This is a genomic window from Micromonospora avicenniae (genome assembly GCF_900156065.1).
Lineage (GTDB): Bacteria > Actinomycetota > Actinomycetes > Mycobacteriales > Micromonosporaceae > Micromonospora > Micromonospora avicenniae.
The window spans coordinates 36,346-62,567 of the sequence record NZ_FTNF01000020.1 but is presented as its reverse complement, the minus strand read 5'-3'; the positions used below and the strand labels follow the sequence as shown (position 1 = coordinate 62,567).

Here is a 26,222-nt window from a genome sequence, read left to right as displayed (position 1 = left end):
ACACCTCCGGGGGGCCTATGTCGGAGACGCCGTCAACGGCCGGGCCGGCGGAGACCGGCGAGGTCGTGGAGCTGCGGGTGCACGGGGTCTCAGGTGCGGGCCCCGAGCAGGTGTTGGACCGGCCGCACGCGTACCAGGTCGCCGGGGACAGCAACGGCGGCTTCTTCCGCCCGCGGCCCGGCTACCCCGACAGCTGTGGCCCGGGCGGCGTCACGGTGGAGGCGTACCGCTGGAGCGACCTGCCCTCCGGCACCGCGGTGCGGACGCTGTCGCTGGTCTTCCTGCTTCCGTTCATGCTCTGCAACGTGGCGGCGTGGATGCGTCCGAACCCCACCGGCTCGCACACCATGATGAAGGTGCTGTGCCGGATACTCGGGCTCACCCTGACCGCGCTCTACGTGCTCTCGATCGTCGGGGCCGCGCTGGACCTGGTCGCCTGGCAGTGCATGGCCTCCCCACGCTGCGTCCGGGACCGGGACTGGCTGTCCTGGCTGGGCACGCAGCCGACCGGGCTGCGCCTGGCGGTGCTCAGTCTGATCCCGATCGGAGCCATCGCCCTGATCTGGTGGCTCAGCGCTCGGCCCGGTCGGCCGTTCAGCGCCTTCCACGCGCCGAAGACCACCGGTTCCGGCCCGTACCAGCTCGCTGCGGTGGGCAGATGGGACTCGGCCCCACTCGTCGGGCGGCTGCGCTCGATCCACGTCGCGACCGCGTTCGCCACTCTCGACGCGAGCCTGCTCGCCGCCCGCCTCAGCCCCGGCGTCTCCGTCGTGACGCTGGTGCTGGGGGTGCTGGTCGGCGCGGTCCTGGCGGCATGTATCGCGCTGATCTGCGCCCGGAACCTGATAGACCACCCGGAACCCCGCCCCACGGCGGATGCCGTCACGCGGATGCTGCGCACGTTCACCTGCGGACTGACCGTGCTGGTCGTGCTGGTCGTCCTGCTCGACCCGGCGCCGTGGCCCCCGGGGATCGGTCTGCCGCGCTACGGGGCCTTCCTGGCGTGGGTCTTCGTCGCCCAGACGCTGCTGCTGGCCGGCATCGGGCTCGTCGTGCTGCGCCACCGCGGGCTGCGGAGCAGACGGCGAGGTTGGGGCGCACCTGCCATCGCGGCGGTCGCCACCGGGCTGGCGGTGGCGTTCTCCTCCGAACTGGTCTATCGGATCGCGGACCTGCTGAACCGCGAAGAGCCGACCGCGGCACGCGCCGTCATCAGTCCACCGCCGGCCTACAAGTGGGCGATCTTCGGGTTCGTGCTGGCGGTGCTCGGCGCGCTGGTCGTCGCGGGGCTGGTCACCGTCGTCTCCGCCCGGGGCAGGTACCGCGCCGCCGCCGATATCGTCGCCCGGGACTTCCCCGACGCTCCGCCGAAGGCGGCGCCACGACTGCGACAGGTCGAGCGGACCATCGCCCGGGCCCGGTTCACCGAACACCTGGAGCCGATCACCATGGTCTACGCCTGCCTCATCGGCCTGGGGCTGGCAACCAGTGCCCTCGGGCTCATGGGGCGGTTCCCGGCGGACGTCATCCAGGGCTACATCGGGATCCCCGGCGACCTGGTGAACTTCTTCCTCGGCGTGGGCAGCTACGTGATCGCCGCCATCCTCCTCGGCCTGGTCGTCGGCGGCATCTTCGCGTACCGGACCGTCGAGTTCCGCCGGTACGTCGGCGTGATCTGGGACCTGGGCACCTTCTGGCCGCGCGGCACCCACCCCTTCGCGCCGCCGTGCTACGCCGAGCGGGCGGTGCCCGAGCTGACCCAGCGGATCACCTACCTGGTCGGACAGGGTAACCGGGTGCTGCTCTCCGGGCACAGCCACGGGTCGGTGCTGCTCGCGGCGGCCGTGCTGCAGCTGCCGGAACGGGTGGGGAGCCGGGTCGCCCTGCTCACCTACGGCTCGCCGTTGCGCCGGCTCTACGGCCCCCTGTTCCCCGCGTACGTCGACGAGAGTGTGCTCCGGGAGGTGGGCAGGCGGGTCGGCTGGCGGTGGATCAACATCTGGCGGGACACCGACCAGATCGGCAGTTGGATCTTCTCCCCCAACCGGCCCGGCGACCCGACGCGCCCGGACGACCCGGCGGCGACGGTGGACCGGCGGCAGATCGACCCGCGTGACGTGGTTCCTCCGCCGAGCGACAGCGTGCCACCGCCGATCTTCGGGCACTGGCCGGGCGAGTCCGACGACCGGCTCACCGAGTCGGTCCGGGAACTCGCCGAGCGGCTCCGCACCGAGACCTCCTGACCTCGCCCGTCTCCACCGCCCCGTCCCCGGGCAGGTCGGCGCCGCCGTGATCAACTCGGGTTCCTCGAAGGCGGGCCGTCGAGGCGTCCGGGACGCCCGGCTTCAGGAAAGCGAGTCGATCACGGCGGGGCAACGGTCACGGGCTGGGTCAGCGTGGCCGGTCGGCCGGTACGGCGGCGGTCACCTCGACCTCGATCACCGCCCCGGGCAGGAACAGCCGGCTCACCTCGACGGTGGTGCTGGCCGGTGGCGGAGCCCCGGTGAAGAGCCGGCGCCGGACGGCCGCGTACCCGGGCAGATCATCCAGATCGGTGAGGAAGCTGCGGATGTGCAGCACGTCGGCGAGACCGGCACCGTACGCCGCGAGCACGCCGTCGACGATCTCGAAGATCCGCTCGGACTGCGCGACGACGTCACCCGGCGCGACCACCCGGCCCTCGTCGTCGACGCCGACCTGCCCGGCGAGCAACAGCAGGGTGCCGCCGGCCAGGTCGAGTCGGGCCACGTGGGCGAACCGGTCCCCGAAGGGCGCGGCGACGGTGTGCGGGTTGTCGAGGGTGAGCTTCACAGCTGCTCCAGGATTGTGAGGGCGGCGATGTCAGCGGTCGGGTGGGGTGCGGTGGCCAGCGCCGCCCGGGCGGCACGGACCAGAGGGGCGGCAGCCCCGGCCAGCTCGTCGAGCACGAGGCCGAGGTCCTTCTCGGCCAGCGCGATGGGAAAGTCGGCGTCGGCCGTGGTGGCCCGGGCGAGCGCTGCGCCGAGTGGACCGCTGTCGAGCAGGTCGAGTGCGACGTCCCGGTCGACCCCGACGGACCGGGCGACGGCGAGCGCATCGGCGACGCCCGCCACCCCGATCAGCAGCGCCGCGTTGAGCACGAGCTTGGCCGCCGCGCCACTGCCGACGGGACCCAGGTGGCGTACGGTGCCGAGAGCTTCCAGCAGCGGGCGGACGTGCTCGACGGCCACGGCCGGTCCACCGGCGTACACCCGGAGTCGCCCGGACGCCGCGGCGGTGACGCTCCCGGCGACCGGGGCATCGACGAGGGACACCCCCTCGGGGAGCCGGTCGGCGAGGGCTCGGACCGCGGCCGGACCGATGGTGGACATCTCGACGAGGCACGTGCCCGGCGCGAGAGCCGCCGCGGCGCCGCCCGGCCCGAACAGCACGGTGTCGACGGCCGCCGGGTCGGCCAGCGAGGTGAGGGTGACGTCGACCCCGGCGACGGCGTCGGCGGGTGAGCCGGCGACCGTCACGCCGGTGCGGCGCAGCGGTTCGGTACGGGCGGCCGTGCGGTTCCAGACCGTCAGCGAGTGCCCGGAGGCGAGCAGCCGGTGAGCGATGGCCGCGCCCATCCGCCCGGTGCCGAGTACGGCGATCTTCAACATGTCTGGAACCGTAGGCGGGCACTTGGCATGCGACCAGCGAATAGTTGGAATGCCTGACATGTGTATCTCGCATGGCATCGGCTAGCGTGCACCGCATGCAGATCGAGGCGCTGGACGTGCTGCGAACCGTCGTACGGCACGGGTCGATCACGGCAGCCGCAGAGGAGCTTCGCTACACCCAGTCGGCGGTGTCCCGGCAGATCGCCGCGCTGGAGGCGGAGTTCGGGGTGGTGCTCTTCGACCGGCTGCCGAGGGGCGTGACCTTGACTGAGGAGGGCCGGCACCTGCTCCCGCACGTCGAGGCGGTGCTCGACCGACTGACCACCGCCCGCCGGGAGTTGGACGCGCTGCGCGGGCTGGGTGGCGGCCGCCTGCGGGTCGGCGCTTTCCCTACCGCGGTGGCCGCGCTGGTGCCCCGCGCTCTCGCCGCCTTTCGTGCCGCGCACCCCGAGGTCGGCCTCTCACTGCTGGAGGGCCGTACGCCCACCCTGCTGGAGCGACTGCTCGCCGGCGACACGGACCTCGCCGTGGTGAGCGCGCCACCCGACCAGCCACTCGACGGCGTACGGTTCGACCTGCACCACCTGCTCGACGAGCGCCTGCTGGTGGCGGTACCCCGGCGGCACGCGCTGGCCGGGCGCGACACGGTACGCCTGGCGGAACTGGCCGGGGAGTCCTTCATCGCGGGATCCGTGGACTGGGCGGACCCGTTCATGCGGGCCACCATGCCGCCCGGCTTCCGGCCGCGTATCGACATCGTCGCCGCCGACTGGACCGGAAAGCTGGGCTGCGTGAGCGCCGGCCTCGGTGTCGCGCTGGTGCCCGCGCTGGCTGTCCGGGCCGCCCCGACCGATCTCACCCTGCTCCGACTCCACCCCGACGAGGCGCCGACGCGGCGGGTGTACGCGGCCATGGTCGCCCACCGCCACCGCTCCCCAGCGGTGGCCGCGCTGCTCCCCGTCTTGGCCGAGGTGGCCGCCACGCTCTGACCCGACCGACCGACCCGGCCGCTGCCGGCGCGACCTCGGCGGTCGAGCGGCGGCTGGAGCGGCTCGCCGCCGACCGGACGGGCGGCCGGCCGGCGTCCGGATATCCTCGGCCGGGTGAACGCCTCCAGGCAGCCCGAGCGCCGGCTGATCGCCTCGAACAAGAAGGCACGGCACGACTACACGATCCTCAAGACGTACGAGGCCGGGATCGTGCTGGCCGGCACCGAGGTCAAGTCGCTACGGGAGGGGCACGCGTCGCTGGTCGACGCGTTCGCCCAGGAACGCGACGGCGAGATCATGTTGTACGGGCTGCACATCGCCGAGTACGGCTTCGGCAGCTGGACCAACCACCAGCCGCGGCGCACCCGAAAGCTGCTGCTGCACCGGGTGGAGATCGAGCGCATCCTCGCCAAGACCCGGGAGGGCGGGTTCACGCTCGTGCCGCTGTCGATGTACTTCGAGAACGGCTGGGCCAAGGTGGAACTCGCGCTCGCCCGGGGCCGCCGGTCGTACGACAAGCGTCAGGCCCTCGCCGAACGCGACGCCAACCGGGAGATCGCCCGGGAGTTGGGCCGCCACCTCAAGGGCCGGACCCGCCGGGCCTGACACCACCCGGTGCCCTTCGCCGGCGACGCGGCAACCGGATCAGTCGGCGAGCAGGTCGGCGTGGGCGGCCCGGAGCCGGGCAAGTGCGGGATCGCCGCGTGGCGCCCGCCGATCGAGCTCGGCCCACGCCTGGGCCAACGCGGCACGGACCGCCCGCAGCTCGGCGGCGTGCCGGGCGCCACTCTGCCGGCGCTGCTCGTCGAGGCGGCGGGCCCAGCCGGAGGTGACCGTGGCGAGCCGGTCGGCGTCGGCGCTGGCCTGCGCCCGCGTGCGCGCGGCGCCGGCCGGCACGATCGCGGCCACCGGACGCGGATCGCCGTCGCGGGTCAGCACCGTGACGGTGTCGGCCAGCTCGGCGAGCGCGACGAGCTGGGTGAGCCGGGTGCGCGCCTCGCGCAACGGCAGGGAGCGCGGCTGATCGGAGTGAGGGGTCAGCGCGGAGACAGCCATGGATGCATGTTGCCGCGGGGGTACGACAGAAACTCACGCCGGAAAGCCGTTGGGTCATCGGACGGCGCCGCGCGATGATATGCCGAGGATGTGGAGGTGCCCGTGCTGCTCGACGCGATGGTGGCCCGCGACGCACGCACCGTCGTCCTCGTCGAAGGCGAGAGCGACCGGGTGGCCCTCGAGACGCTGGCCGTCCGGCGCGGCCGGGACCTGGCCGCCGAGAGCGTACGGGTGGTGCCGATGGGTGGCGTCACCAACATCGGCCACTTCCTCGACCTGCTCGGCCCGGCCGGTCAGGGGCTGCGGCTGGCCGGGCTCTACGACCACGCCGAGGAGGGTTACGTCCGGCGCGGGCTGCACCGGGCGGGATACGGGGCGGAGCTGTCCCGCGACGCGATGGCCGCACTGGGTTTCCACGTCTGCGTCGCCGACCTGGAGGACGAACTGATCCGCGCGGTCGGCGTCGAGGCGGTGCAGGGGGTCGTCGCCGCCGAGGGCGAGCTGCGCTCGTTCCGGCTGTTCCAACGGCAGCCGGCCCAGCAGGGACGCCCGGTGGACGCGCAGCTGCGCAGATTCCTCGGCACCCGTTCCGGACGCAAGAGCGTGTACGCCCGGCTGCTGGTCGACGAGCTCGACCTCGACCGGGTGCCCCGGTCACTCGACGGGGTGCTGGCCTGCGTCTGAGCCACCGCTCTCGGTGGGAAACGCCGCCCGCCACTCGTCGGCGAGCGGGTCATGACGCCACAGTCCCCAGTCGTCCGCGGGCCGCCCCGACCAACCCTGTTCCGGCCCGGACCGTGCCCGGGAACCGTGCCTCCGGCGGCTCGCCGCGATCACCGGAGGCACGGCGCGGGCTCACCGGTGCCGGATCTGGGAGACGATCGTCGGGTCGGTGATCTCGGTGTCCCGGGCGAGCAGCAGCGCCTTGCTGAGGATGACGCCGAGCATCCGGTCCCCCTCGAACGGCAGGAACAGCTGGCCGTTCCCGGCCGTCGCCGACTGCTGCGGCACGATGCAGAGGTACTCGTCGTTGGGGCTCATCAGGATGTTCCCCGACCCGAGGTGGATCTTGTATGTGCGCAGGTCGCCGCGGACCACGAGGAAGCGTCCCGCCAACTGGCACCGGTCGGCGACGGCCAGCCGGGGCACGAGCCGTGTGAGCAGGTCCCGCCGGGTCTCCGCGGTGGCCGAAAGCTCGCCGAAGCCGTACGACTGCCAGTACTCCCGGTACCGGCCCTCGGGGCCGCCGTCCTGCCAGGTCGGGTCGTTGCCGACGCTGGCCACGCCGACGAAGAGGTCGACGTCGCGCATCACCTCGCTGAACACCAGGGGCGGGATCTGCTCCAGCGGCAGCGGGCCGGCCGGCTCGCCGCCCGCGGGAAGCCATTGCGCGTACCCGCCACCGCCGGCGTGCGCGCTGTTCTCCGGCGCGCCGAGTGGGTAGAAGCGGACCTGGTCGGTCACCAGCCGCAGGTAGGTGCCCGTGTCGGTGGCATCCGTGTCGTAGTCGTCGCCGGCCCCCTCCACCCAGTACTCGGCGCGCAGCCCCCACTCGGGCAGCTCACGGGTCGCCGGGGGGTACTCGTCGTCGACCATCAACCGCAGCCGGTTGCGCCAGCCGCGCACCGCCGCGAGCGCGTGGAACTGGTGCTGACGCAACACGTGCGCGGCGAACCGGTTGGAGTAGACGCCGGTGCTTTCCTCGGCGGCGGTGAGCAGGTAGACCTCCCGGTGCGCCTGCTTGAACGGCTGCACCACGGCGTGTCGTTCCAGCCAGTCGCGCCAGCCGAGCACCTCGGCGACGTCGCGCCCGATCGGGTGCCAGATCGTCACCTCGGTGTCGTCGGCCGCCGTGACCGGCACGTCGTCGACGGTGCGCAGCGCGCCGTCGGCGTACCCGCACGGCACTCCGTCGACCAACCAGATCAGCCGCCGCCCGAGCGTGCCGACCAGCGGATGGTCGAGGTACCGCGCCCGCCAGGTGGCGTACCGCCAGCGCCGCCCGGCGAGGAACTGCCGGTCCAGCCGTTCGGCCTGGGCGGCCAGCATCTTCTCGACGTCCTTCGCCGTCGCCTTCAGCTCCCGCAGCTGCTCAGGGTGCTCCCGGCGAACGGCGGCGGGCACCGTCCGGACCGGACGGCCTGCGGCGTTACGCCAGTGCAGTGCCACCACGCCGCCGTCGACCACCAGTTCCGCGGTGACCTCGCCGAACGTCTCGATCCGCCGACCCGTTCCGGTCAGGCCGTACGTCGGGACCGCCAGCTCCTCGACCTCCGCCCGGGACAGCCCGAGATCGGTCGCCCGCTGGTCGAGGGCCTTGTTGAGTTCCTTGAGCGTGCCCTTGTAGGTGACCCGGGCGGTCAGTCGAGCGAGCTGGGCCAGCGCCGGTTCACCGTCCAGACGGGAGAGCGCGTGGACCGCGGCGTTGGCCACCTTGGGGTTGCGCGGGCCGAGGCCCGGCACCTTGCGCAGCGAGGTCTCCACCAGGCGCCCCAGCTCCCGCGCGACGTCGGCGTCCGCGCCGTCGGCAGCGAGGGCGAGCAGCCAGGTGAGTCCACGCAGGGCGGTCGCGTTGTACGGGTCGTACGCCTGGGAGAAGTCCTGCTCGGGGGTGCGGGCGAGGATGCGGACCGTGCGGGGGCGGCCGACCTGCGCCAGCCAGGTGAGCGCCGTCTTGCGGTAGCGGTCGGCCCCGACCCGGTCGAGCAGCGCGCGGGCCTGGCGCTCCCACCGATCGGAGGGGCGGGCGGAGGTCGCGGTCAGCGCGTGTGCCACCAGCTCCGGCCAGTCCGCGCCGAGCGCGGGCAGCTCGGCCAGCAGAAGGTCGCTCCACGCCTCCCCGGGGTTCACCACCGGCTCGCGGACCCGCTGAAGCAGTTGCCGTACCAGGCCGGTGGGTCCGTAGCCGGTGACCTCGGTGCGGCGCAGCACCGCGACGACCTCGCCGGGCAGGGTTCCGTCGGTCTCGTACACCACCTGGCACAGCTCGGCGAACTCGTCGGCGAGCCACCAGGTCCAGCGCCCGATGGCGTGGTCGAGCAGACACCGGATGTCGTTGACGGCGACCGCCGGACCGAACCTGCGCAGCAGCATCGCCACGAGCGTCGGCAAGGCCTCGGCGTCGGCGTCGCCGTCGGCGTCCGGCGGCTCGCCCGCCTCGAGCCGCTCGACCAGGGCGGTGGCGAGCCGGGCACGCCGATCGTCGGGCAGCGCGTCGAGCGCGCCCGCGATTCGGGGGCCCTCGTAGTACCAGCCGCCGTGGAAGTGCCGGGCGATCCAGGCCAGCTCCGTGACGATCGCGGCGATGTCGTCGCCGGTGGCGAGCCGCCGGAGGGCGGCGACACGCTTGTCGTAGGCGCTCATCAGCCACCCACCAGCGGGACGAGCTTGAGGAAGCAGACCTCGGTGCCGGCGCGCAACTGCACCTCCGTGTCGAGGTGGTCGACCTGCCGGTCGTCGACGAGCACGACGAAACCGTTGCGGCCGAACGCCTCGATCGCGCGATTGTACTGTTCCTCGGGGTCGACCCGGCGGGGCTCGCGCAGCCGGTAGCCGTTGAGCGTGCGCTCGGCGTCGCTGGGCTGCACCAGGCCGCGGAAGACCTCGGGCCGCCGGGCGTTGTACTCGGCCACCTCCTGGAAGACCCGGCGGCGGATCAGCTCGCGCAGGGCGAGCCGCTCCTCGAAGATCTCCAGGTGCCACGCGTCGGCCTTGGCGCCGCTGGTGGTCTCGTCGACGAACCTCACCATCACCATGGCCGCGGAGTCTAGGTTCGGGCACCGACAACGACCCGTCCGCGCCACCACTGTGGACCTACCGTCCGGCACGGGTCGAAGCGGTACGTCACCAGGCGGACCCCGCCGGCCGGAGAACACCGCCGGGCCGCCGGCGACTCGGGAAACCCGTTGCCTCGCGGTGCCGGCGTCCCTAGCCTGCGCTGGTGCGGATCCGAGCGTTCGCGCCGCAGGACTGGGCGCAGGTGTGGCCGATCATCTCCGAAGTCGTCCAGGCGCAGGACACGTTCGCCTACGACCCCGCGATGAGCGCCGACGAGGCGCACGCGACCTGGGTGGAGGTCCCGCCCGGGCGCACGGTGGTGGCCGTCGACGGCACCCGCGTGCTCGGTACCGCGAAGATGGGCGCCAACCGCCCCGGGCCCGGCTCGCACGTATCCACCGCGAGCTTCATGGTGGCGGCTGATGCCCGCGGCCGGGGTGTCGGCACCGCGCTGTGCCGGGACGCGCTGGACTGGGCGCGGCGGCAGGGGTACGCGGGCATGCAGTTCAACGCGGTCGTGGAGACGAACCGGGCGGCCGTCGAGGTGTACCTGCGGGAGGGCTTCACGGTGATCGGGACCGTGCCCGGAGCTTTCCGGCACCCCACCCGCGGCCGCGTCGGCCTGCACGTCATGTACCACGAGTTCTGACCGGGCCGAACCGGCCGGCCGGGTCAGCCGGCGACCCGGCCGTGCACCACCAGCGCCCAGCTGAGCAGCGCGAACCCGGCCAGCGAGGCGACCGCACGCAGCAGGTTCCAGCGGATCCACGCAGGGGCGAACCGGTCCCGCACCGCCGCGACGTCGGCGAGCCGGTCGGGGTCGCCGGCCCGGGCGAGAGCGTTGTTCAGCGGCACGTTGAGCGCCATGGTGACCACCAGCGCGACCAGGTAGAGCACCAGCGCCGCCACGATCCAGGGCAGCACCGCGGTCCAGCCCGGCGAGACGTGCAGAGCAACTGCCGCACCGGTGAAGGCCAGCGCGCCGAAGAAGCAGCTGAGGAACCAGCCGTTGAGGATGGCCTCGTTGATCCGCTGCATGGCGAGGACCAACGTTCGGGCGTCGGCGCGCATGAGGCCGGGCATGACGGAGTACGCGAACGCGGCGAAGAGACCGGCCATCAGTCCCATGGTCACCGTCGCGGCGAGCAGGCTCAGGGTGCGCAGGGTGGTCATGTCGTCATTAGACGTGCCGTCGGGTTACCCGGGCCACCCCGGACACCCCGGCGGCTCCGGCTCACCGGGCGGGCGCGTACGGTGCCAGCGGGTTGGCCAGCGTACCGACGAGTTGCAGCGCGGCCGACGGGTCGGCGAGGTCGACCATCTGCTGGTTATCGCGCAGCTGCAACCGATTGAGGCAGGAGAGGGCGAACTCCGGGGCGAAGAGGTCGTAGCGCTCGATCCGCTCGGCCAGGTGCGGAACGCTCGCCAGGTAGTCGGCGGCGCAGCCCGCCACCGTACGCCAGAAGGCCTCCTCGGGGAGCGTCCCGGTCTCGGCCAGCACCGCGCCCAGGTACCGCAGGTAGCAGTCCACCACGTCGGTGAAGATGCACAGCAGCCGCTCCTGCTCCGGCACGTCGGCCCGGATGCGTTCGACCGCCGGCGGCAGCGGCAGGTCCGGACTCATCACCACGACCTCCTCGGCGATGTCCTTGAAGATCGCCCGCTCGACCGTGTCCTGGTCGTCGAGGACGAGGATCACGTTCTCGCCGTGCGGCATGAAGGCCAGGTCGTAGGCGTAGAACGCGTGCAGCAGCGGAGTCAGGTAGGCGTCCAGGTAGCGGCGCAGCCACGCCTCCGGCGCCAGGCCGGAACGGTCGATCAGCGCCGCGGCGAAGGAGCCGCCGCCGCGATCGACGTGCAGCAGCGAGGCCATGGTGGCCAGTCGCCGGCCCGGTCCGAGGTGCGGCACGGGGCTCTCCCGCCACAGGGCGGCGAGCATCTTCCGGTACGGGGAGTACCGGTCGGTGGCCGCCTCGTACTGCGAGTGCCGGTAGCCGATGGCCGCCCGCTCCCGCAGGACGGTGAGCCCGGTCGCGGCGAAGACCTCGTCGGCGGCGATCAGGTCGGCGAGCCAGTCGTTGATGGCCGGCGTTCCCGCCATGTACGCGGCCGACAACCCGCGCATGAACCCCATGTTGAGCACCGAGAGCGCCGTCTTGACGTAGTGCCGCGTCGGGTCGGTGAGGTTGAAGAACGTCCGGATGGACTGCTGGGCCAGATGTTCATCGGCCCCGGGCCCGAGACAGACCAGCCGGCGCTGCGCGATCTCACCGGCGAAGGTCACCGCGATCCGATTCTGCCACTGCCACGGGTGCACCGGAATCAGCAGGTAGTCGTCCAGGTCGAGGCCGAGCCCGGCCATGACGGCCTCGAACCGGGACAGCGTCTCCGCACCGAGTTCGCCCGCGATGAGGGTGTCGTAGTCGAGGTCCGCGCTGTGGCTGAACCGCGCGTGGTGGCGGTGCGCGGCGAGCCAGACCAGGCGGACCGGCCGGGCCGCCTCCGGGGCGTACCGGTGGTACTCGTCGATGCCGAAGCCGAGCCGGCCGTTGTTGGCCACGAAGCAGGGGTGGCCCTCGGTCATCGAGGTCTCGATGGTCTGGAAGTCGGCCACCGCGAGCTCCTTGGCGGTCAGCGGCGGGCGGTCCAGCTTGTAGGCGATGCCGGCCAGCGTGGACGTGATCTCCTCCAGGTAGACCGGGAGGACCTGGTCGGAGAGTCCGAGGGGCCCGCGCAGCTCGATGATCAGGTCGACGGCGTCCAGGGGCAGTTCCTCGTCGCCGCGATGCCGGGTGATGCTCTCGGCGTCGATCTGCCAGTGCTCGAGGGTACGCACGAGAGCGGCGAAGCGGTACGTCACCATGCCGTCGTCGCTGCGCACCACGTACCACCGTGGGGTGTCGCCGGCAGCGGCGCCGGCCTGCGGGACGGGGGCGGCCGTCGGCTCCGGGGTGAGCAGCCGCTCGTGGGCGAACTCGGCGAGTGCCTTGCGCACCAGCAGCCGGTTGGCCCGGGCCCAGTGCTCGGGCGCGAGGTGGGCGACGGGGTCGAACACGGTCACGCCGAGACTCCATCCATGCTGGGCGCACCGGTCGCGGTGGCCGTGCCGGCGGCGAGGCCGGTGGCGTGGTGGAAGCCGGCGCGGGTGCAGATGCTCAACAGTGCGTCCTTCTCCGGTTTGGTGATGGTGCCGACGACCTGGAAGCCGACGGCGGCGTTCAGCGCGTGCACCGCGGTGTTGCGCACGTCCGGCTCGACCACCACCCGTTCGGTCGACGGGTCGGCGAAGAGCCAGGCCAGCACCGTGGTGATCACCGCGCGGGTGAAGCCGTGCACGGGGACGTCGGCCGGCGCGCAGAGGAAGTGCATGCCCACGTCACCGGGGCTGGCGTCGTACCGGCCGACCAGTTCAACGCGGGCGGGGTCGTAGCGCTCGGCCAGGAAGGCGGGCCGACCGCGCCAGTGGCCCAGGTACGCGTCGTGGTGCGGGTGCGCCGCGATGCGCCGGTACTCCTCGGCGACCCGGGCCACGTCGGAGTCCTGCATGAGCCAGAACACCGCCTTCGGATGGGTCACCCAGCGGTGCAGCAGCGCGGCGTCGGCGTACGGGTCGACCGCGCGCAGGGTGAACTCGCCCAACGAGTGATCGACCCAGGTGAATTCGACGCCGCGCCGCGGCCGAGGGCCGTGAGCGGCCGGCTCGTTCCGCCGGCTCACGGCGCTGATCCCGCCGGTGCGCCGAACTCCTGGAAGGTGATGCTCTTCTCGATCGGGTAGTGCTCCCGGCCGAGCAGCTCACGGATGATCCACGAGTTGCGGTACGGACCCATGCCGAGGTCGGGCGAGGTCACGCTGTGGGTGTGGGTGCCGCCGTTCTGGAGGAAGATCTCGCGGCCGGCGTGGTCGATGCTGTAGTTGCGGGCGACGTCGAAACGTCCGTGCCCGTCCCAGCGGATCCGGTCCCGGACCGGTTCCAGGAACGCCGGCGGCAGGTAGCGGTAGCCGGTGGCCAGCACCAGCCCCTCCGTACGCACGGTGAAGTCCCGCGCCTGTTCGACGTGCCGCAGCCCGAGGGTGTACGTGCCGGTGGCCGGTTCGTACGCGGCGCTCGCCAGCTCTGTGTTGGTGAGCAAGCGGGTGTTCACCGGTCCGGCCACGCTGCGCTCGTACAGCAGGTCGAAGATCCCGTCGACGAGGTCCGCGCTGATGCCCTTGAACAGCCCCTTCTGCTCGGACTCCAGCCGGTAGCGGGTCGACTCGGGCAGGGCGTGGAAGTAGTCCACGTAGTCCGGTGAGGTCATCTCCAGGGTGAGCTTGGTGTACTCCAGCGGGAAGAACCGGGGTGAGCGGGTGACCCAGTTCAGTTGGTAGCCGTACGTGTCGATGTCGCCGAGCAGGTCGTGGTAGATCTCCGCCGCGCTCTGCCCGCTGCCGATCACCGTGATGCTCCGTCTGGTCCGCAGCGCCGTGCGGTTCTCCAGGTACCGCGAGGTGTGCACCGGGTCGCCGCCGAGCCCTTCGCACGCCTGCGGCAGGTACGGCGGGGTCCCGGTGCCGAGCACCAGGTGCCGCGCCCGGTAGGTGACGGTCTCCCCGGCGCCCGTGTCCTCCTGCCCCGCGCCCACCCGGGCGCGCACCACGTACCGCCCGTCGGCCGGGTCGTACTCGACGGAGGTGACCTCGTGGTTGAACCGCAGGTTGGGCAGCTTCGCGGCGGCCCACCGGCAGTACGCGCTGTACTCGCTGCGCAGTGGGTAGAAGCTCTCCCGGATGTAGAACGGGTAGAGCCGGCCGGTCTCCTTCAGGTAGCTGAGGAACGAGAACGGCGAGGTGGGATCGGCGAGGGTGACCAGGTCGGCCAGGAACGGTGTCTGGAGGCGGGCCGAGGACAACAGCATGCCGGGGTGCCAGTCGACGCCCGGTCGGGCCTCCAGGAACATCCCGTCCAGTTCGGGGATCGGTGCGGTGAGGCAGGCCAGGCCGAGGTTGTACGGGCCGAGGCCGATGGCGATGAAATCGTGCGTGGACATGCGGCCCTCCCGGGCGGGTTCGCGAGCTCCGGTGGTCAGCCGACCCGGCAGGCCAGATCGGCGGTGCTCCGCTCGTGCACGTACCGGCCCGCGTGCTCGGCGATGAGCTGCAGCACGTGCCCGACGTCGTCGAGGGTGGTCTCGGGGTTGAGCAGGGTGAACTTGAGGAAGTGGCGGCCGTCCACAGTGGTGCCGGCGACCAGGGCGGCCCCGGAGGCGGCCAGCGCCTCCCGCGCGTACAGGTTCGCCTCGTCGGCGAGCCCCCGCCCCGGTCCGGTGGGCAGGTAGCGGAAGACGACGGTGCTCAGCGGTGACCTGGTCACCACCTCGAACCGGGGGTCCTCGCTGATCAGTTCCCAGGCGCCGGCGGCCCGGTCCACCACCTCGTCGAAGAGGTCGCCGAGCAGGTCCGGACCCATCACCCGCAGGGTCAGCCAGAGCTTGAGGGCGTCGAACCGCCGCGTGGTCTGGAGGCTCTTGTCCACCTGGTTGGGGATGCGCTGCTCGACCATCCGGGCCGGATTGAGGTAGTCGGCGTGGTAGGTGACGTGCCGCAGCACGCGTCGGTCGCGTACCAGCACGGCGCTGGAGCTGACCGGCTGGAAGAAGGACTTGTGGTAGTCGACGGTCACCGAGTCGGCCCGCTCGATCCCGTCGAGCAGGTGCCGGCGGGTGGGCGAGGCCAGCAGCCCGCAGCCGTACGCCGCGTCGACGTGCAGCCAGACGCCGGTGGCGGCGCAGACCCCGGCGATCTCGTCGAGCGGGTCGATGGAGCCGAAGTCCGTGGTGCCGGCAGTGGCCACCACGGCCATCACCACCAGCCCCTCGCGCCGGCAGCGCTCGATCTCCCGCCGCAGCACGGCGGGGATCATCCGCCGCTGCGCGTCGGTCGGGATGGTCAGTACCGCGTCCGGGGCCAGGCCGAGCAGGTTCGCCGACTTCTGCACGCTGAAGTGACCGGCCGTCGAGGTGAGCACCCGCAGCCGGGGCAGCAGTTCGGCCCGGGCCTCCCGGCCGGGCGCGGCCTGGCACGCCTCCTCCCGGGCCAGCAGCAGCGCCTGCAGGTTCGACTGGCTGCCGCCGCTGGTGAAGACCCCGTCGGCGGCGGGACCGAGGCCGATCCGCTCAGCCGTCCAGTCGATCAGGCGGCGTTCGATGAGGGTCGCCCCGATGCTCTGGTCCCAGGTGTCGAGCGAGGAGTTCACGGCGCTCAGCACCGCCTCGCCGAGCAGCGCCGGGATCACCACCGGGCAGTTCAGGTGTGCCAGGTAGCGGGGGTGGTGGAACCAGACCGCATCGCGCAGGTAGACCTCGTCGAGTTCGTCGAGAGCGGCGGCGGTGTCGCCGAGCGGCCGGTCCAGGTCGATGCCGGCGACCCGGGGCGCCAACTCGCCCGGGGTCACGCCGGTGAACGGCCGGTCCACCCCGGCCACCCGCCGGGCCATCCGGTCGACACCACGGGTGAGAACCGTTCGGTACCGCGCGGCCGTCCCGCCGTTGAACAGATGTCTCCGGGCGGCCGTGGCGCCGGACCGGAAATCGAGCGGTGCATCGGCCGGGGCCGGGGTGGGCGAACCGGGCAGGTTCGCGACTGCCTCGACGGGGTACGCCGGCAGACTCATTGGAAGGTCCTCCACGCTCGGTTGCGGACGGAGCTGATCTCGGGGCAGCCGGAACCCGCCGCCGTGGTCGGGCGGCAGAACGGCAGGGGGAAACGGTGTCGCCGGACGACGTGCCGGACATGCGTGGCGGATGCCGCGCGAGATGTCAGGAAGGGGCCCCGCACGCGGCGGATTCGTCGGCGGGGGCTCTTCGTCGCCTCGTCAGCTCAGCTTCTTGGCGGCGCGGATGGTGGTGGCGAGGTTCTCCAGCAGCGGCGCGGCGCCGGCGTAGGAGAAGCGTGGGACGGCGTCCCACGGCGCGACCTGGTTGGCCTTGACCGCGGGCAGCTGCGCCCAGGTCGGCTTGGCGGCGAGGTCCTTGGTCTGCAGCGCGGTGCTGCGGTTGTCCAGCAGGATCAGGTCGGCCGGGAACTTGCCGGCGTTCTCCCAGCTGAGCGCCTCGAAGTAGTCACCCGCTTCGAGCTTGGTGGGCACCACGATGTCGACCCCGAGCTCGGCAAAGTACATGAGGTCGGTGCTGACCTTGGGGTTGGAGACGTAGAACAGGTCCGGGCTGCCGGAGGCGGCCAGCACCTTGATGCCGGGGTTGGCCTTCACCGCCTGACGGACCGACTCGGCCGCCGCCTCGAAGCGGGCCTTGGCGTCGGTGACCTTCTTCGCGGACAGATCCGCGCCGAGAGACTCGGCGAGCTGGGCGTAGCGCTCGATCGGCTTGGTCATCGGCACCCGAGCGGTGGTGACCGCCACGGTGGGCGCGAGTGGAAGGATCTTGTTCTTGCTCTCGTCCGGGACGTACCAGAGGGCGCCGGGATCGTACATGTGGGTGACGAGCAGCTCGGGGCGGAGCGCCGCGTACTTCTCGACGCTGAACTCGCCCCAGACGTTGCCGAGGATCTCCACGCTCTCCACGTTCAGATCACCGGCCTGCGGATCGATCGTGCCGTCGGCCCGCTTCGTCTCACCGAAGACCCCGACGATCTGCTTGTCGAGTCCGAAGTCGACGAGCGCGGCGGCCGTGCCGGTGAAGGCCACGACCCGGGTCGGCCGGTTGGCGGCGGTCACCTTCTCGCGCCGGTCGTCGGTGAACGTCCAAGGGCCATCACTGCTGGTGGTCGGTTTGGCGGAATCGCCACCGCCGCTACAACCAGCCAGCAGGAGGGCGACGGCGGCGGCCCCGCCGGCCAGCAGGCCGCGACGGGAGATACGAGACGTGGAATCGAGCATGGCGTCGTCTTTCGATCAGGGTCCAGGATGACCGTGGACAGCGCGGTTAGGTTAACCTAACCTAATTCGCTGTCAAGTCTCGTCCGGCGTTTCTCCCCCTACCGGAGCCCACACTGTCCGTTCTCCAGTCATCACCGTCCGGCGTCGCCGCGACGGCCCCCCGACCGGCCCCACCGTGGCGCGGACGGGCCACCGTACGGGCCGTCGGCCTGGTCGGAGCCGTGGCGCTGCTCGCGGCCGTCGTCGTGCTCAGCATCACGGTGGGCGCGAAGCAGCTGCCCCTCGCCGACGTCTGGTCGGGCCTACGGGACCCCGATTCGGCCGAGTACGCGGTCGTCCACCAGATGCGCCTGCCGCGTACGCTGCTCGGCCTGCTCGCCGGCGCGGCCCTCGGCGTCGCCGGTGCGGTGATGCAGGCGCTCACCCGCAACCCGCTCGCCGATCCGGGTCTGCTCGGCATCAACTCGGGTGCCTCCGCCGCGGTGGCCACCGCGGCCGTGCTCGGCGTGACCGCGCTCAACGGGTACGTGTGGTTCGCGCTGCTCGGCGCGGCGGCGGTGACCGCGCTGGTCTACGCCGTCGGAGGCGGGCGCGGTGCCACCCCGGCCCGGCTCGCGCTTGCCGGCGCGGCGCTCAACGCCGCCCTCTACTCGTACGTCAGCGCGGTGATGCTGCTCGACGCCGCCTCACTGGACCGGCTGCGCTTCTGGACCGTCGGCTCGTTGGCCAGCGCCGACGCCGCGACGGTCGCCCGGGTGGCGCCGTTCGTCGGGGCGGGGCTGCTGGTCGCGCTCGCCACCGCGCGTCCACTCAACGCCCTCGCCCTCGGCGACGACACGGCCCGGGCCCTCGGCGCGCGACCGACGCTGATCCGGGCGGCCGTCATCACGGTGGTCACCCTGCTGTGCGGGGCGGCCACCGCCGCCTGCGGCCCGATCGTCTTCGTCGGCCTGCTCGTGCCGCACCTGGTCCGCGCGCTCGCCGGGCCCGACCTGCGCTGGCTGCTGCCCTACTGCGCGGTGCTCTCACCGGTGCTGCTGCTCGGCGCCGACGTGCTGGGCCGGGTGCTCGGCCGCCCCGGAGAACTCCAGGTGGGGATGGTGACGGCCGTGCTCGGTGGGCCGCTCTTCCTCTGGCTGGTGCTGCGCCGGCGGGTGGCCCGACCGTGACCGTGCTGCGTACCCCGGGCGGGTACTCGCTGCGGTTCCGACCCCGCGCGCTCGCCGTCGGAGCCGGCTGTGCCCTGCTCGCCGCGGGCCTCGGCGTGCTGGCCATCGCCGGCGGCGACTACCCGATGACGCCCGCCGACGTGCTGCGCACCCTGCTCGGCGGCGGCACCCCGGCCGAGCGGTTCATCATCCACGAGTTGCGGCTGCCCCGGCTGGTCACCGCGCTGCTGGTGGGCGCGGCCCTGGCGCTGGCCGGGGCGGTCTTCCAGTCGCTGGTACGAAACCCGCTGGGCAGCCCCGACATGCTCGGTCTCACCCAGGGTGCGTCGACCGGCGCGCTGGTCGTGGTGGTACTCGGCGGCGGCAGCCTCGCCCTCTCCGGCGCGGCAGTCGCCAGCGGCCTCGCCACCGGAGTGCTCGTCTACCTCCTCACCTGGCGCAACGGCGTGCACGGCTACCGGCTGATCCTGGTCGGCATCGGCATCACCGCCATCCTCACCGGAGTCAACGGCTACCTGCTGACCCGGGCGCCACTGATGGACGCCGCCCGGGCGGTGCTCTGGCTCACCGGGAGCCTGGACGGGCGGGGCTGGTCCGAGGCGCTGCCGCTGCTGATCGTGCTGGGGGTGCTCGGCCCGCTGGTGCTGCTCGGCTGCGGGCCGGCGCTGCGGATGCTGGAGATGGGCGACGACACCGCCGCGGCGCTCGGCGTTCCGGTGCGGCGGCTGCGGATGGCACTGCTCGCCGCGGCGGTGCTGCTGGTGTCCTTCGCGGCGGCGGCCGCCGGGCCGGTGTCGTTCGTGGCGCTGACCGCCCCGCACCTGGCCCGGCGCCTCACCCGCTCGCCCGGGCCGAACCTGCTTCCCACGATGTGTGTGGGCGCGACACTGCTCGTGGCGGCCGATCTGGTGGCGCAACGGGCGTTCACCGGTCACCAGCTTCCGGCCGGCGTGATCACCGGCGCGATCGGCGGGGCGTACCTGGTCTGGCTGCTGGCGATGCAACGACGGGCGGGCCGGCTGTGAGCCGGTTCGCGAGGGGCGGCGGGACCGCCGGGAACACCAGCGACGAGAACGGAGCACCACTCATGCAGGCCGGCACCTCCAGGCTCCGCGGCACCGGGATGACCCTCGCGTACGACCGGCGCACCGTCGCCGAAGACCTGACCGTCGCCGTGCCGGACCACTCCTTCACGGTGGTGATCGGGCCGAACGCGTGCGGCAAGTCGACGGTGCTGCGGGCGCTGTCGCGGATGCTCAGGCCGACGAGCGGATCGGTGCTGCTCGACGGGGCGGACATCCACCGCCGGCCGGCCCGACAGGTCGCCCGCACGCTCGGTCTGCTGCCGCAGTCCTCGATCGCGCCGGACGGCATCACGGTGGCCGAGCTGGTGGCCCGCGGCCGGTACCCGCACCAGGGCCTGCTGCGGCAGTGGTCCCGCGAGGACGAGCGGGTGGTCGAGGAGTCGATGACGGCCACCGGCGTCGCCGACCTCGCCGACCGGGTGGTGGACGAACTCTCCGGTGGGCAGCGCCAGCGGGTGTGGATCGCCATGGCGCTGGCCCAGCAGACGCCGCTGCTGCTGCTCGACGAGCCCACCACCTACCTGGACATCGCCCACCAGATCGAGATCCTCGACCTGTGCGCCCGGCTGCACGAGGAGCAGGGCCGCACCCTGGTCGCGGTGCTGCACGACCTGAACCACGCCGCCCGGTACGCCACCCACCTGATCGCGATGCGCGACGGTCGGGTCGTCGCCGCCGGGCCGCCCGGCGAGGTGGTCACCGCGGAGCTGGTCGCGGAGGTGTTCGGGCTGTCCTGCCGGGTGATCGAGGACCCGGAGAGCGGCACCCCGCTGGTCGTTCCGGCCGCCCGCCGCCCGGCCGCGCGACCCGCCCCGGAGCCGGCGTGACCGCCCGGGTGTTCCGCGACGCCTGGGGCGTCCCGCACCTGCGGGCCGACGGGGAGCTGGCGCTCGCCGCGGCGCAGGGCCGGGTGACCGCGTACGACCGGGCCTGGCAGCTGGAGGTGGAGCGGCACCGGGCCCAGGGCACCAGCGCGGCCTTCCTCGGCGTCGACGAACTCGGCTGGGATCGGTTCGTCCGGTGCGCGCGGCTGGCGAACACCGCCCGCCGCTGCCACGCCGCGCTGGATCCGGCCACCGCCGAGTGGGTGGGCGCCTACGTCGAGGGGGTCAACGCCGGCCTGCCCGCCGGGGCGGCCCGGTCGCCGCAGTTCGCCGCCGTCGGGCTACGGCCCGGCCGGTGGGAGCCGTGGACCCCGCTGGCCGTGTGGCTGTCCCACCACGTCCTGTTCGCCAACATGCCGACGAAGCTGTGGCGCGAGCACGTGGCCCGCCGGCTCGGCGAGCGGTGGATGACTCTCTTCGCGGCCGACGCTCCGGCCACCGCCGGCAGCAACGGCTGGCTGCTGGCCGGTGACCGCACCGCCGCCGGGGCGGCACTGCTCGCCGGGGACCCGCACCGCTTCATCGAGGACCCCGGCGTGTACCAGCAGATCCGGCTGGCCTGCCCGGAGTACGACGTGGTCGGGCTCGCGGTGCCGGGCGTGCCAGGCATCGCCCACTTCGGACACACCGGAGCGGTCGCCTGGGCCATCACCAACGCGATGGCCGACTACCAGGACCTGTACGCGGAGCGGCTGCGCCGCCGCGGCACCGCCGTCGAGGCGTACGGACCGGACGGCTGGGAGCCCGCGGCGACGCACACGGAGACCGTCGAGGTGGCCGGCGGGAACCCGATCGAGGTCGAGGTGATCGAGACAGCCCGGGGACCGGTGGTGATCGGCGGCCCGGACGACGCGACGGCGATCAGCCTCCGCCATCCGCCCCGGGTGCTGGCGGAGCTGGGCTTCGCCACGCTGCCGGCGCTGCTGCGGGCCCGGACCGTCGCCGACGTGGACGCGGCCGTCGACCGGTGGGTCGAGCCGGTCAACGTGCTCCAGGCGGCCGACACCTCCGGCGGGCTGCTGCACCGCGTCGCCGGCGCGGTGCCGGTGCGGCACCCGGCGAACCGGCACCGGGTGGTCCCCGCCTGGTCGGCCGAGCACGCCTGGCAGGGCTGGTACGCGCCGATGCCGCGCGCCGAGGTGAACGGCCGCGCGGTGATGGCGAACGCGCGCGAACTCGCCGCGCCGCTCGGCGTCGAGTTCGCCCCGCCGTACCGGGCCGACCGGATCCGTGAACTGCTCGACGCGGGCGGCGACTGGACGGCCGAGGCGATGGCGACTGTCCACACTGACGCGCACCTGGCCTCGGCGGGCCCCCTGATCGCCCGGCTGGCCCGGCTCACCGGGCTCGGTCCCGGCGCCACCGCCCTGCGCGACCGGTTGCTGGGCTGGGACCGCCGGATGGCCGCCGACAGCCGCGACGCCGCCGCGTACGCGTTGGTGCGGGCGGCCCTCGTACGCCGGCTCGCTGCCCACGAGGCACTGGCCCCGCTCGCCGACCCACCGGCGTACCCGCAGGTGTTCCAGCCCTGGCTGGCGCTCACGCCGCGGGTGGCGCACGCGATCGAGGCGGTGCTGGGCAGCGGGCTCCTGCCCGACGGCGTTCCCGAGGCGCTGGTGCGCGCCGCCGTCGAGGAAGTGGCGGAACGGGACCTGCCCCGCTGGGGCGAGCTGCACCGGCTCACGCCGTGGCGGGCGCTGCCGGAGGTGGACGCGGAGGCGGTGCCGGGCCTCGCCGGCGATCACCACTGTGTGCTCTCCACCTCCAGCGTGCCGGGAGTCACCCACGACTGCCTGCGCGGGCCGGCGGCGCGTTACGTCTGGGATCTCGGCGACCGCGATCGCAGCCGTTGGGTCGTGCCGTTCGGCGCCTGCGGGGTGCCCGGCGACGCGCACCACCACGACCAGACGCCGGCCTGGCTGGCCGGCGACCTGCTGCCCGTGACCACGGACTGGGCGCGGCTCACCGAGGAGCGAGATGACCACTGACCAGGACAGCACCGGGACCGGCCTGCACCACTACGACCGCGACGTGGCCGGGTTCGGCCGGCTCACCGTCCGCCCGGTCGACCCGGACGGCGACGTCGACCTGCTGCACGGCTGGGTGACGCAGGAACGGGCCCGGTTCTGGGGCATGCTGGACGCCGACCGCGAGCGGGTGCGGGAGATCTACGCCTACCTGGATTCGCTGACCACGCACCACGCCTACCTGGTGCACCGGGACGGGCTGCCGGTGGCGCTGTTCCAGACGTACCAACCGGAGGCCGACCCGGTCGGCGAGTGCTACCCGGTCCAGCCCGGGGACTTCGGCCTGCACCTGCTGGTCGGCCCGGCGGCCGTGGCCGAGCCGGGCTTCACCGGAGTGTTGTTCGGCGCGCTGCTCGACTTCGTCTGGGCCGACCCGAACCGGCGACGGTTGTTGGCCGAGCCGGACGCACGCAACGAAAAGGCGATCGCCCGGCTGGTGCGTGCCGGCTTCCGCCTCGGGCCGATCGTCGACAAGCCGGAGAAACGAGCCAGACTGCTCTTCCTCGACCGGCCGGCGGTCGCTGCGGACCGGCCCCCGACCGACGATCGGTGACGACGGTCGCGGCGACGTGGCCCGGGCCGCCGGATCCCGCGCGACGTGGCACCTTCGGTGGGTCAGGACGGCGGGGCGGGCAGCACCACGCGCGGCTGGAACGGCACAGCGCGGGGTTTCCACTCCCTCGGGTAGCCCAGCGACACCTCCTCGAAGCGGACCCCGTCGTACCAGGTGGTGCGCGGGATGTGCAGGTGGCCGTAGACCACCGCTGCCGCGCGGAAGCGCAGGTGCCAGTCCGCCGTCCGCGTGGTGCCGCACCACTGCGCGAACTCCGGAAAGCGCAGAACCCGGGTCGGCTCGCGGACCAGTGGGAAGTGGTTCACCAGCACCGTCGGCTGGGCGGGGTCGACGGCCGCCAGCCGCCGCTCCGTGTGCGTCACCCGCGCCGCGCACCAGGCGTCGCGTCCCGGGTACGGGTCGGGATGCAGCAGCATCTCGTCGGTGCACACCACCCCGGCGTCGTACGCCCGGCGCAGCGACTCCTCCTTGTTGGTGGTGCCAGGGGCGTGGAACGAGTAGTCGTAGAGCGTGAACAGCGGGGCCACCGTCACCGGGCCGTCCGGGCCGGACCAGACCGGGTACGCGTCCTCCGGGGTGAGTACGCCCAACTCGCGGCACATCGCGACCAGTTCCCGGTAGCGCGCCGCACCGCGCAGCTGGACCGGATCGTCGCGCAGCGTCCACAGCTCGTGGTTGCCGGGAGCCCAGATCACGGTGGCGAACCGGTCGCGCAGCAGCGCCAGCGTCGCGCGGACGTCCGCGAAGTACTCGGCCACGTCGCCGGCCACGATCAGCCAGTCGTGGTCGGAACCGGGGCGCAGCCCGTCGACGATCGCGCGGTTCTCGGCGTACCGCACGTGCAGGTCGCTGACGGCGAGCAGCCGCCCGCCCCTCACCGTGCCCGACCACGGGCCGGGGCGGCGACGCGGCGACCCGACGTCCGTACCCGCACGGCCGCACCCCCTGCTCCACCGACTGTCCGCAGTAGATTAACGCCGATCCGCGCCGCCATGCCCCAGCACTCCGGGCGCATGGCGCGTCGGTCGCGTTGATCGTGGTTCGCGGCCTGACAGACCGGGGAGCCGACCCGCCAGCTCCATGATCGAGACGGTGGTCCGGCCGGGTCGGGTCAGGCGAACTCGCGCCGGACCCAGCCGGCGAGGTCACGGGCGCAGTCGTCGACCGCGTCCCGCCAGGCCCGGTCCGCGCCCTCGCCCGCCTCGTCGCTGACCCGCTTGACCAACCGGCACGGCACCCCGGCCTGCGCCGCCGCCCAGGCGACGGCGTACCCCTCCATGTCGACGAGGTCCGCCTGCCGCGCGAGCCGGGCGCGGGCGGCCTCCTCGGCGACGAATGTGTCGCCGGTGGCCAGCACCGCGGTGCGCGTGCCGAGGGTCAGCGGCGCGCCGTAGATCTGCCCGGTGAGGGTGCGCAGCAGCTCGGTGTCGAGGTCGTGTTGGAGCACGGTGCCGATCTCGTGGATGCCGGCCCAGCCCGGGCGCAGCGCCCCGGCGGTGCCGAGGTTGAGCAGCAGACTCGGCCTCGGCCCGGTGGCCAATGCCGCCGCCACGGCGGCCGCCGCGTTGACCTTGCCCATCCCGGTGAGCAGCACCGGCAGGTCGGCGTCGAGATGAGCCGCTTCCTCCTCGACGGCCAGGACCAGCAGCGGCGCGTCGGACCGGATCTTGCCGCGAAGAATCACAGAGGCAGCGTACGGAGCGGCGGGACCGCGGCGGCCCAGGGGCGAGCCGTCATAACCTGCGTCACTTCCACCCCGGGCGCAATCTGACGGCTCGGCGCCCGGACTGCGGACGCAAGCCGAGCGGATAGCCAGGACGTCCACCGGCCGAAGCACCAGGTCAATCAGAGGCGGCGCTCGGCCGGCCTTCCCGCTGCACGAACAAGTCGGCCTCCAGCAGCCGGCCCGAGAGCCGGCCCGCCTCGTGGATCTCGTCGGTCGTCATCCGCGGCACGATCGCATGTGCTTCGTGGATGCCGTCGCCGCTATCTACGTTCAACATGGCGAGGTACCACCGAAGTGCCTGCACAAGGTCGACAGGACCGCCGAATCCGTCGCGGTACCAGCAGGCCGCCGCGAACATGCTGCCCTTGTCGCCGGCCTCGGCACCCCGCACGTACCACCGCAACGCCTCCTCGTCGAGGTCACGCTCGCTGAGCCGATCACCCAGCCGCGAGTACGCCTCAACGACCCCGGCGTCGGCCGCCTGGCGCAGCCAGTGCACCGCCTCATCGGACCCACCGGACAGCACACCAAGGTTGAACGCGGCAAACGCATCCCCCTGCTCGGCGGCGGCCTGATAGAGAGCGTTCGCCCGGACATCGTCCTTTGCCGTGCCGACGCCGTGCTGGACCAGGTAGCCGAGCGTTCGCTGGGCGACCGGGTCCCCGCCCTCCGCCGAGACGGCGAGCAGCTTCACTCCTCCGGCCGGATCCCCGAGGTGGAAGGCGCGGATCACCCCGAGCATCGTGCGAGCCCGAGGGTCCACCGAAGCCAACAGACGGAGCTTCGGCGCGAGTAGAGCCAATTCCCGCTCGGCCGCCTCGATGCCCGCCTTGGCGGCCTCCAGGTACCAGGACGCAGCCTCCGGCAGGTTCACCCTGTGGTATGCGAAGAGGGCGCCCAGATCGTGCAACGCCTGTGCCTCGCCGGCGGCCGCGGCCATCCGCCAGTGCCGCTCGGCTGCATCCTGGTCCACGGGCGCGCCCTGACCGGTGGCGTACATGAGACCGACCATCCGGCGAGCGGGCCCGTAGCCCAGCTCGGCCGAACGCTGATACCACCGCAACGCCGCCGCCTGGTCCTCCGCGACACCCCGTCCGGTGGCGTACAGGACCCCGAGGTTGTGCGCCGCCTCGGCACTGCCCAACTCAGCCGCGCGCTCGTACAACTCGCGAGCCCGCACCGGATCCACCTGCTCGCCGTGACCGGCGCTGGCCAACTGGCCCAGCAGCAGCAGCGCCCGGTCATCCGGTCCGGCCAGCGCCAGCTGCTCACGAGCCTCCTCGAAGGCCCGACGCTGCATGGCGAGCAACCCACGTTCGTATGCCCGAAGTGCCACGCGCAGCAGTGTAGGAACGCCGCCGACGCAGTAAGCCGTGGGCATCGCCGACCGGACGGATCAGCTGGGTGGCTGAGCGGCCAGATCCACCGCG

24 protein-coding genes are annotated in these 26,222 nt (G+C 72.9%); 10 read left to right on the top strand and 14 right to left on the bottom strand.

The annotated features are described in order from the left end of the window. Nucleotides 1-17 precede the first annotated feature (17 nt). Nucleotides 18-2,243, top strand: coding sequence for a hypothetical protein (locus BXA10_RS24375; RefSeq protein WP_076473162.1), 2,226 nt, complete (start codon nucleotides 18-20; stop codon nucleotides 2,241-2,243). Between the two features lie 148 nt (nucleotides 2,244-2,391). On the opposite strand, the gene BXA10_RS24370 is transcribed toward BXA10_RS24375, so the two are convergent. Both BXA10_RS24370 and BXA10_RS24365 read right to left on the bottom strand, forming a co-directional pair. Beyond that, nucleotides 2,392-2,811 (bottom strand): RidA family protein, encoded by a 420-nt coding sequence (locus BXA10_RS24370; RefSeq protein WP_076473161.1) that lies wholly within the window; start codon nucleotides 2,809-2,811, stop codon nucleotides 2,392-2,394. Beyond that, complete coding sequence (locus BXA10_RS24365) at nucleotides 2,808-3,629, bottom strand: NAD(P)-dependent oxidoreductase (RefSeq protein ID WP_076473160.1); 822 nt, start codon at nucleotides 3,627-3,629, stop codon at nucleotides 2,808-2,810. Before BXA10_RS24365 ends, BXA10_RS24370 begins: the two co-directional genes overlap by 4 nt. Nucleotides 3,630-3,724: 95 nt before the next feature. Between BXA10_RS24365 and BXA10_RS24360 the strand changes: the two genes are divergently transcribed. After that, the gene (locus tag BXA10_RS24360; RefSeq protein WP_076473159.1) at nucleotides 3,725-4,618 is read left to right on the top strand and encodes a LysR family transcriptional regulator; all 894 of its coding nucleotides are present in this window, start codon (nucleotides 3,725-3,727) and stop codon (nucleotides 4,616-4,618) included. Between the two features lie 114 nt (nucleotides 4,619-4,732). Continuing rightward, entirely contained in the window at nucleotides 4,733-5,224 is a 492-nt protein-coding gene (gene smpB, locus BXA10_RS24355; RefSeq protein ID WP_076473158.1) for an SsrA-binding protein SmpB, read from the top strand. A gap of 39 nt (nucleotides 5,225-5,263) precedes the next feature. Here the strand turns inward: smpB and BXA10_RS24350 are convergent, their stop codons facing one another. After that, a complete protein-coding gene (locus BXA10_RS24350; RefSeq protein ID WP_076473157.1) occupies nucleotides 5,264-5,674 on the bottom strand; it encodes a type II toxin-antitoxin system Phd/YefM family antitoxin in 411 nt (136 codons plus the stop codon). Between the two features lie 96 nt (nucleotides 5,675-5,770). Between BXA10_RS24350 and BXA10_RS24345 the strand changes: the two genes are divergently transcribed. After that, entirely contained in the window at nucleotides 5,771-6,358 is a 588-nt protein-coding gene (locus BXA10_RS24345; protein WP_076473188.1) for a TOPRIM nucleotidyl transferase/hydrolase domain-containing protein, read from the top strand. A gap of 171 nt (nucleotides 6,359-6,529) precedes the next feature. Here the strand turns inward: BXA10_RS24345 and BXA10_RS24340 are convergent, their stop codons facing one another. After that, nucleotides 6,530-9,037 (bottom strand): DUF4132 domain-containing protein, encoded by a 2,508-nt coding sequence (locus BXA10_RS24340; protein ID WP_076473156.1) that lies wholly within the window; start codon nucleotides 9,035-9,037, stop codon nucleotides 6,530-6,532. Beyond that, nucleotides 9,037-9,429, bottom strand: a complete 393-nt coding sequence (locus tag BXA10_RS24335; protein WP_076473155.1) for a hypothetical protein — start codon at nucleotides 9,427-9,429, stop codon at nucleotides 9,037-9,039. The genes BXA10_RS24340 and BXA10_RS24335 overlap by 1 nt, the downstream gene beginning before the upstream one ends. Nucleotides 9,430-9,614: 185 nt before the next feature. On the opposite strand from BXA10_RS24335, the gene BXA10_RS24330 reads away from it, so the two are divergent. Further along, on the top strand, nucleotides 9,615-10,100 hold the full coding sequence (locus tag BXA10_RS24330; protein WP_076473154.1) for a GNAT family N-acetyltransferase: 486 nt from the start codon (nucleotides 9,615-9,617) through the stop codon (nucleotides 10,098-10,100). A gap of 23 nt (nucleotides 10,101-10,123) precedes the next feature. On the opposite strand, the gene BXA10_RS24325 is transcribed toward BXA10_RS24330, so the two are convergent. The 6 genes from BXA10_RS24325 to BXA10_RS24300 form a co-directional block, all read right to left on the bottom strand. Then, complete coding sequence (locus tag BXA10_RS24325) at nucleotides 10,124-10,624, bottom strand: anthrone oxygenase family protein (protein WP_076473153.1); 501 nt, start codon at nucleotides 10,622-10,624, stop codon at nucleotides 10,124-10,126. A gap of 61 nt (nucleotides 10,625-10,685) precedes the next feature. Further along, nucleotides 10,686-12,512: an IucA/IucC family protein gene (locus BXA10_RS24320; protein WP_076473152.1), complete on the bottom strand. Its 1,827-nt coding sequence runs from the start codon at nucleotides 12,510-12,512 to the stop codon at nucleotides 10,686-10,688. Continuing rightward, on the bottom strand, nucleotides 12,509-13,090 hold the full coding sequence (locus BXA10_RS24315; RefSeq protein WP_076473187.1) for a GNAT family N-acetyltransferase: 582 nt from the start codon (nucleotides 13,088-13,090) through the stop codon (nucleotides 12,509-12,511). The genes BXA10_RS24320 and BXA10_RS24315 overlap by 4 nt, the downstream gene beginning before the upstream one ends. A gap of 74 nt (nucleotides 13,091-13,164) precedes the next feature. Then, complete coding sequence (locus BXA10_RS24310) at nucleotides 13,165-14,481, bottom strand: lysine N(6)-hydroxylase/L-ornithine N(5)-oxygenase family protein (protein WP_076473151.1); 1,317 nt, start codon at nucleotides 14,479-14,481, stop codon at nucleotides 13,165-13,167. 35 nt (nucleotides 14,482-14,516) lie between these two features. Further along, the gene (locus BXA10_RS24305) at nucleotides 14,517-16,103 is read right to left on the bottom strand and encodes a pyridoxal phosphate-dependent decarboxylase family protein (RefSeq protein ID WP_076473150.1); all 1,587 of its coding nucleotides are present in this window, start codon (nucleotides 16,101-16,103) and stop codon (nucleotides 14,517-14,519) included. A 201-nt stretch (nucleotides 16,104-16,304) separates the two neighbouring features. Further along, entirely contained in the window at nucleotides 16,305-17,327 is a 1,023-nt protein-coding gene (locus BXA10_RS24300; RefSeq protein ID WP_076473149.1) for an ABC transporter substrate-binding protein, read from the bottom strand. A gap of 221 nt (nucleotides 17,328-17,548) precedes the next feature. Here BXA10_RS24300 and BXA10_RS24295 point away from each other — a divergent pair, with 221 nt between their 5' ends. The 5 genes from BXA10_RS24295 to BXA10_RS24275 all read left to right on the top strand — a co-directional run bounded on the left by BXA10_RS24295 (nucleotide 17,549) and on the right by BXA10_RS24275 (nucleotide 23,045). After that, a complete protein-coding gene (locus BXA10_RS24295; RefSeq protein ID WP_139338116.1) occupies nucleotides 17,549-18,496 on the top strand; it encodes a FecCD family ABC transporter permease in 948 nt (315 codons plus the stop codon). Continuing rightward, nucleotides 18,493-19,521: a FecCD family ABC transporter permease gene (locus BXA10_RS24290; protein ID WP_076473147.1), complete on the top strand. Its 1,029-nt coding sequence runs from the start codon at nucleotides 18,493-18,495 to the stop codon at nucleotides 19,519-19,521. Before BXA10_RS24295 ends, BXA10_RS24290 begins: the two co-directional genes overlap by 4 nt. 98 nt (nucleotides 19,522-19,619) lie before the next feature. Next, entirely contained in the window at nucleotides 19,620-20,408 is a 789-nt protein-coding gene (locus tag BXA10_RS24285; RefSeq protein WP_217696840.1) for an ABC transporter ATP-binding protein, read from the top strand. Next, nucleotides 20,405-22,453, top strand: coding sequence for a penicillin acylase family protein (locus BXA10_RS24280; protein ID WP_076473146.1), 2,049 nt, complete (start codon nucleotides 20,405-20,407; stop codon nucleotides 22,451-22,453). The genes BXA10_RS24285 and BXA10_RS24280 overlap by 4 nt, the downstream gene beginning before the upstream one ends. Beyond that, complete coding sequence (locus BXA10_RS24275; RefSeq protein WP_076473145.1) at nucleotides 22,443-23,045, top strand: GNAT family N-acetyltransferase; 603 nt, start codon at nucleotides 22,443-22,445, stop codon at nucleotides 23,043-23,045. The genes BXA10_RS24280 and BXA10_RS24275 overlap by 11 nt, the downstream gene beginning before the upstream one ends. 62 nt (nucleotides 23,046-23,107) lie before the next feature. Here the strand turns inward: BXA10_RS24275 and BXA10_RS24270 are convergent, their stop codons facing one another. The 3 genes from BXA10_RS24270 to BXA10_RS24260 all read right to left on the bottom strand — a co-directional run bounded on the left by BXA10_RS24270 (nucleotide 23,108) and on the right by BXA10_RS24260 (nucleotide 26,128). Continuing rightward, nucleotides 23,108-23,944, bottom strand: coding sequence for a metallophosphoesterase family protein (locus BXA10_RS24270; protein WP_076473144.1), 837 nt, complete (start codon nucleotides 23,942-23,944; stop codon nucleotides 23,108-23,110). Nucleotides 23,945-24,177: 233 nt separating this feature from the next. Beyond that, nucleotides 24,178-24,750: a nucleosidase gene (locus BXA10_RS24265; RefSeq protein WP_076473143.1), complete on the bottom strand. Its 573-nt coding sequence runs from the start codon at nucleotides 24,748-24,750 to the stop codon at nucleotides 24,178-24,180. A gap of 157 nt (nucleotides 24,751-24,907) precedes the next feature. Continuing rightward, nucleotides 24,908-26,128 (bottom strand): tetratricopeptide repeat protein, encoded by a 1,221-nt coding sequence (locus BXA10_RS24260; protein WP_175649294.1) that lies wholly within the window; start codon nucleotides 26,126-26,128, stop codon nucleotides 24,908-24,910. Nucleotides 26,129-26,222 lie beyond the last annotated feature (94 nt).

What these genes read in the sequence shown, in the direction of transcription:
- BXA10_RS24375 (WP_076473162.1), top strand. Translation starts at nt 18, where the DNA reads ATGTCGGAGACGCCGTCAACGGCCGGGCCGGCGGAGACCGGCGAGGTC.
- BXA10_RS24365 (WP_076473160.1), bottom strand. Translation starts at nt 3,629, where the DNA reads ATGTTGAAGATCGCCGTACTCGGCACCGGGCGGATGGGCGCGGCCATC.
- BXA10_RS24360 (WP_076473159.1), top strand. Translation starts at nt 3,725, where the DNA reads ATGCAGATCGAGGCGCTGGACGTGCTGCGAACCGTCGTACGGCACGGG.
- BXA10_RS24350 (WP_076473157.1), bottom strand. Translation starts at nt 5,674, where the DNA reads ATGGCTGTCTCCGCGCTGACCCCTCACTCCGATCAGCCGCGCTCCCTG.
- BXA10_RS24340 (WP_076473156.1), bottom strand. Translation starts at nt 9,037, where the DNA reads ATGAGCGCCTACGACAAGCGTGTCGCCGCCCTCCGGCGGCTCGCCACC.
- BXA10_RS24335 (WP_076473155.1), bottom strand. Translation starts at nt 9,429, where the DNA reads ATGGTGATGGTGAGGTTCGTCGACGAGACCACCAGCGGCGCCAAGGCC.
- BXA10_RS24325 (WP_076473153.1), bottom strand. Translation starts at nt 10,624, where the DNA reads ATGACCACCCTGCGCACCCTGAGCCTGCTCGCCGCGACGGTGACCATG.
- BXA10_RS24310 (WP_076473151.1), bottom strand. Translation starts at nt 14,481, where the DNA reads ATGTCCACGCACGATTTCATCGCCATCGGCCTCGGCCCGTACAACCTC.
- BXA10_RS24305 (WP_076473150.1), bottom strand. Translation starts at nt 16,103, where the DNA reads ATGAGTCTGCCGGCGTACCCCGTCGAGGCAGTCGCGAACCTGCCCGGT.
- BXA10_RS24300 (WP_076473149.1), bottom strand. Translation starts at nt 17,327, where the DNA reads ATGCTCGATTCCACGTCTCGTATCTCCCGTCGCGGCCTGCTGGCCGGC.
- BXA10_RS24285 (WP_217696840.1), top strand. Translation starts at nt 19,620, where the DNA reads ATGACCCTCGCGTACGACCGGCGCACCGTCGCCGAAGACCTGACCGTC.
- BXA10_RS24275 (WP_076473145.1), top strand. Translation starts at nt 22,443, where the DNA reads ATGACCACTGACCAGGACAGCACCGGGACCGGCCTGCACCACTACGAC.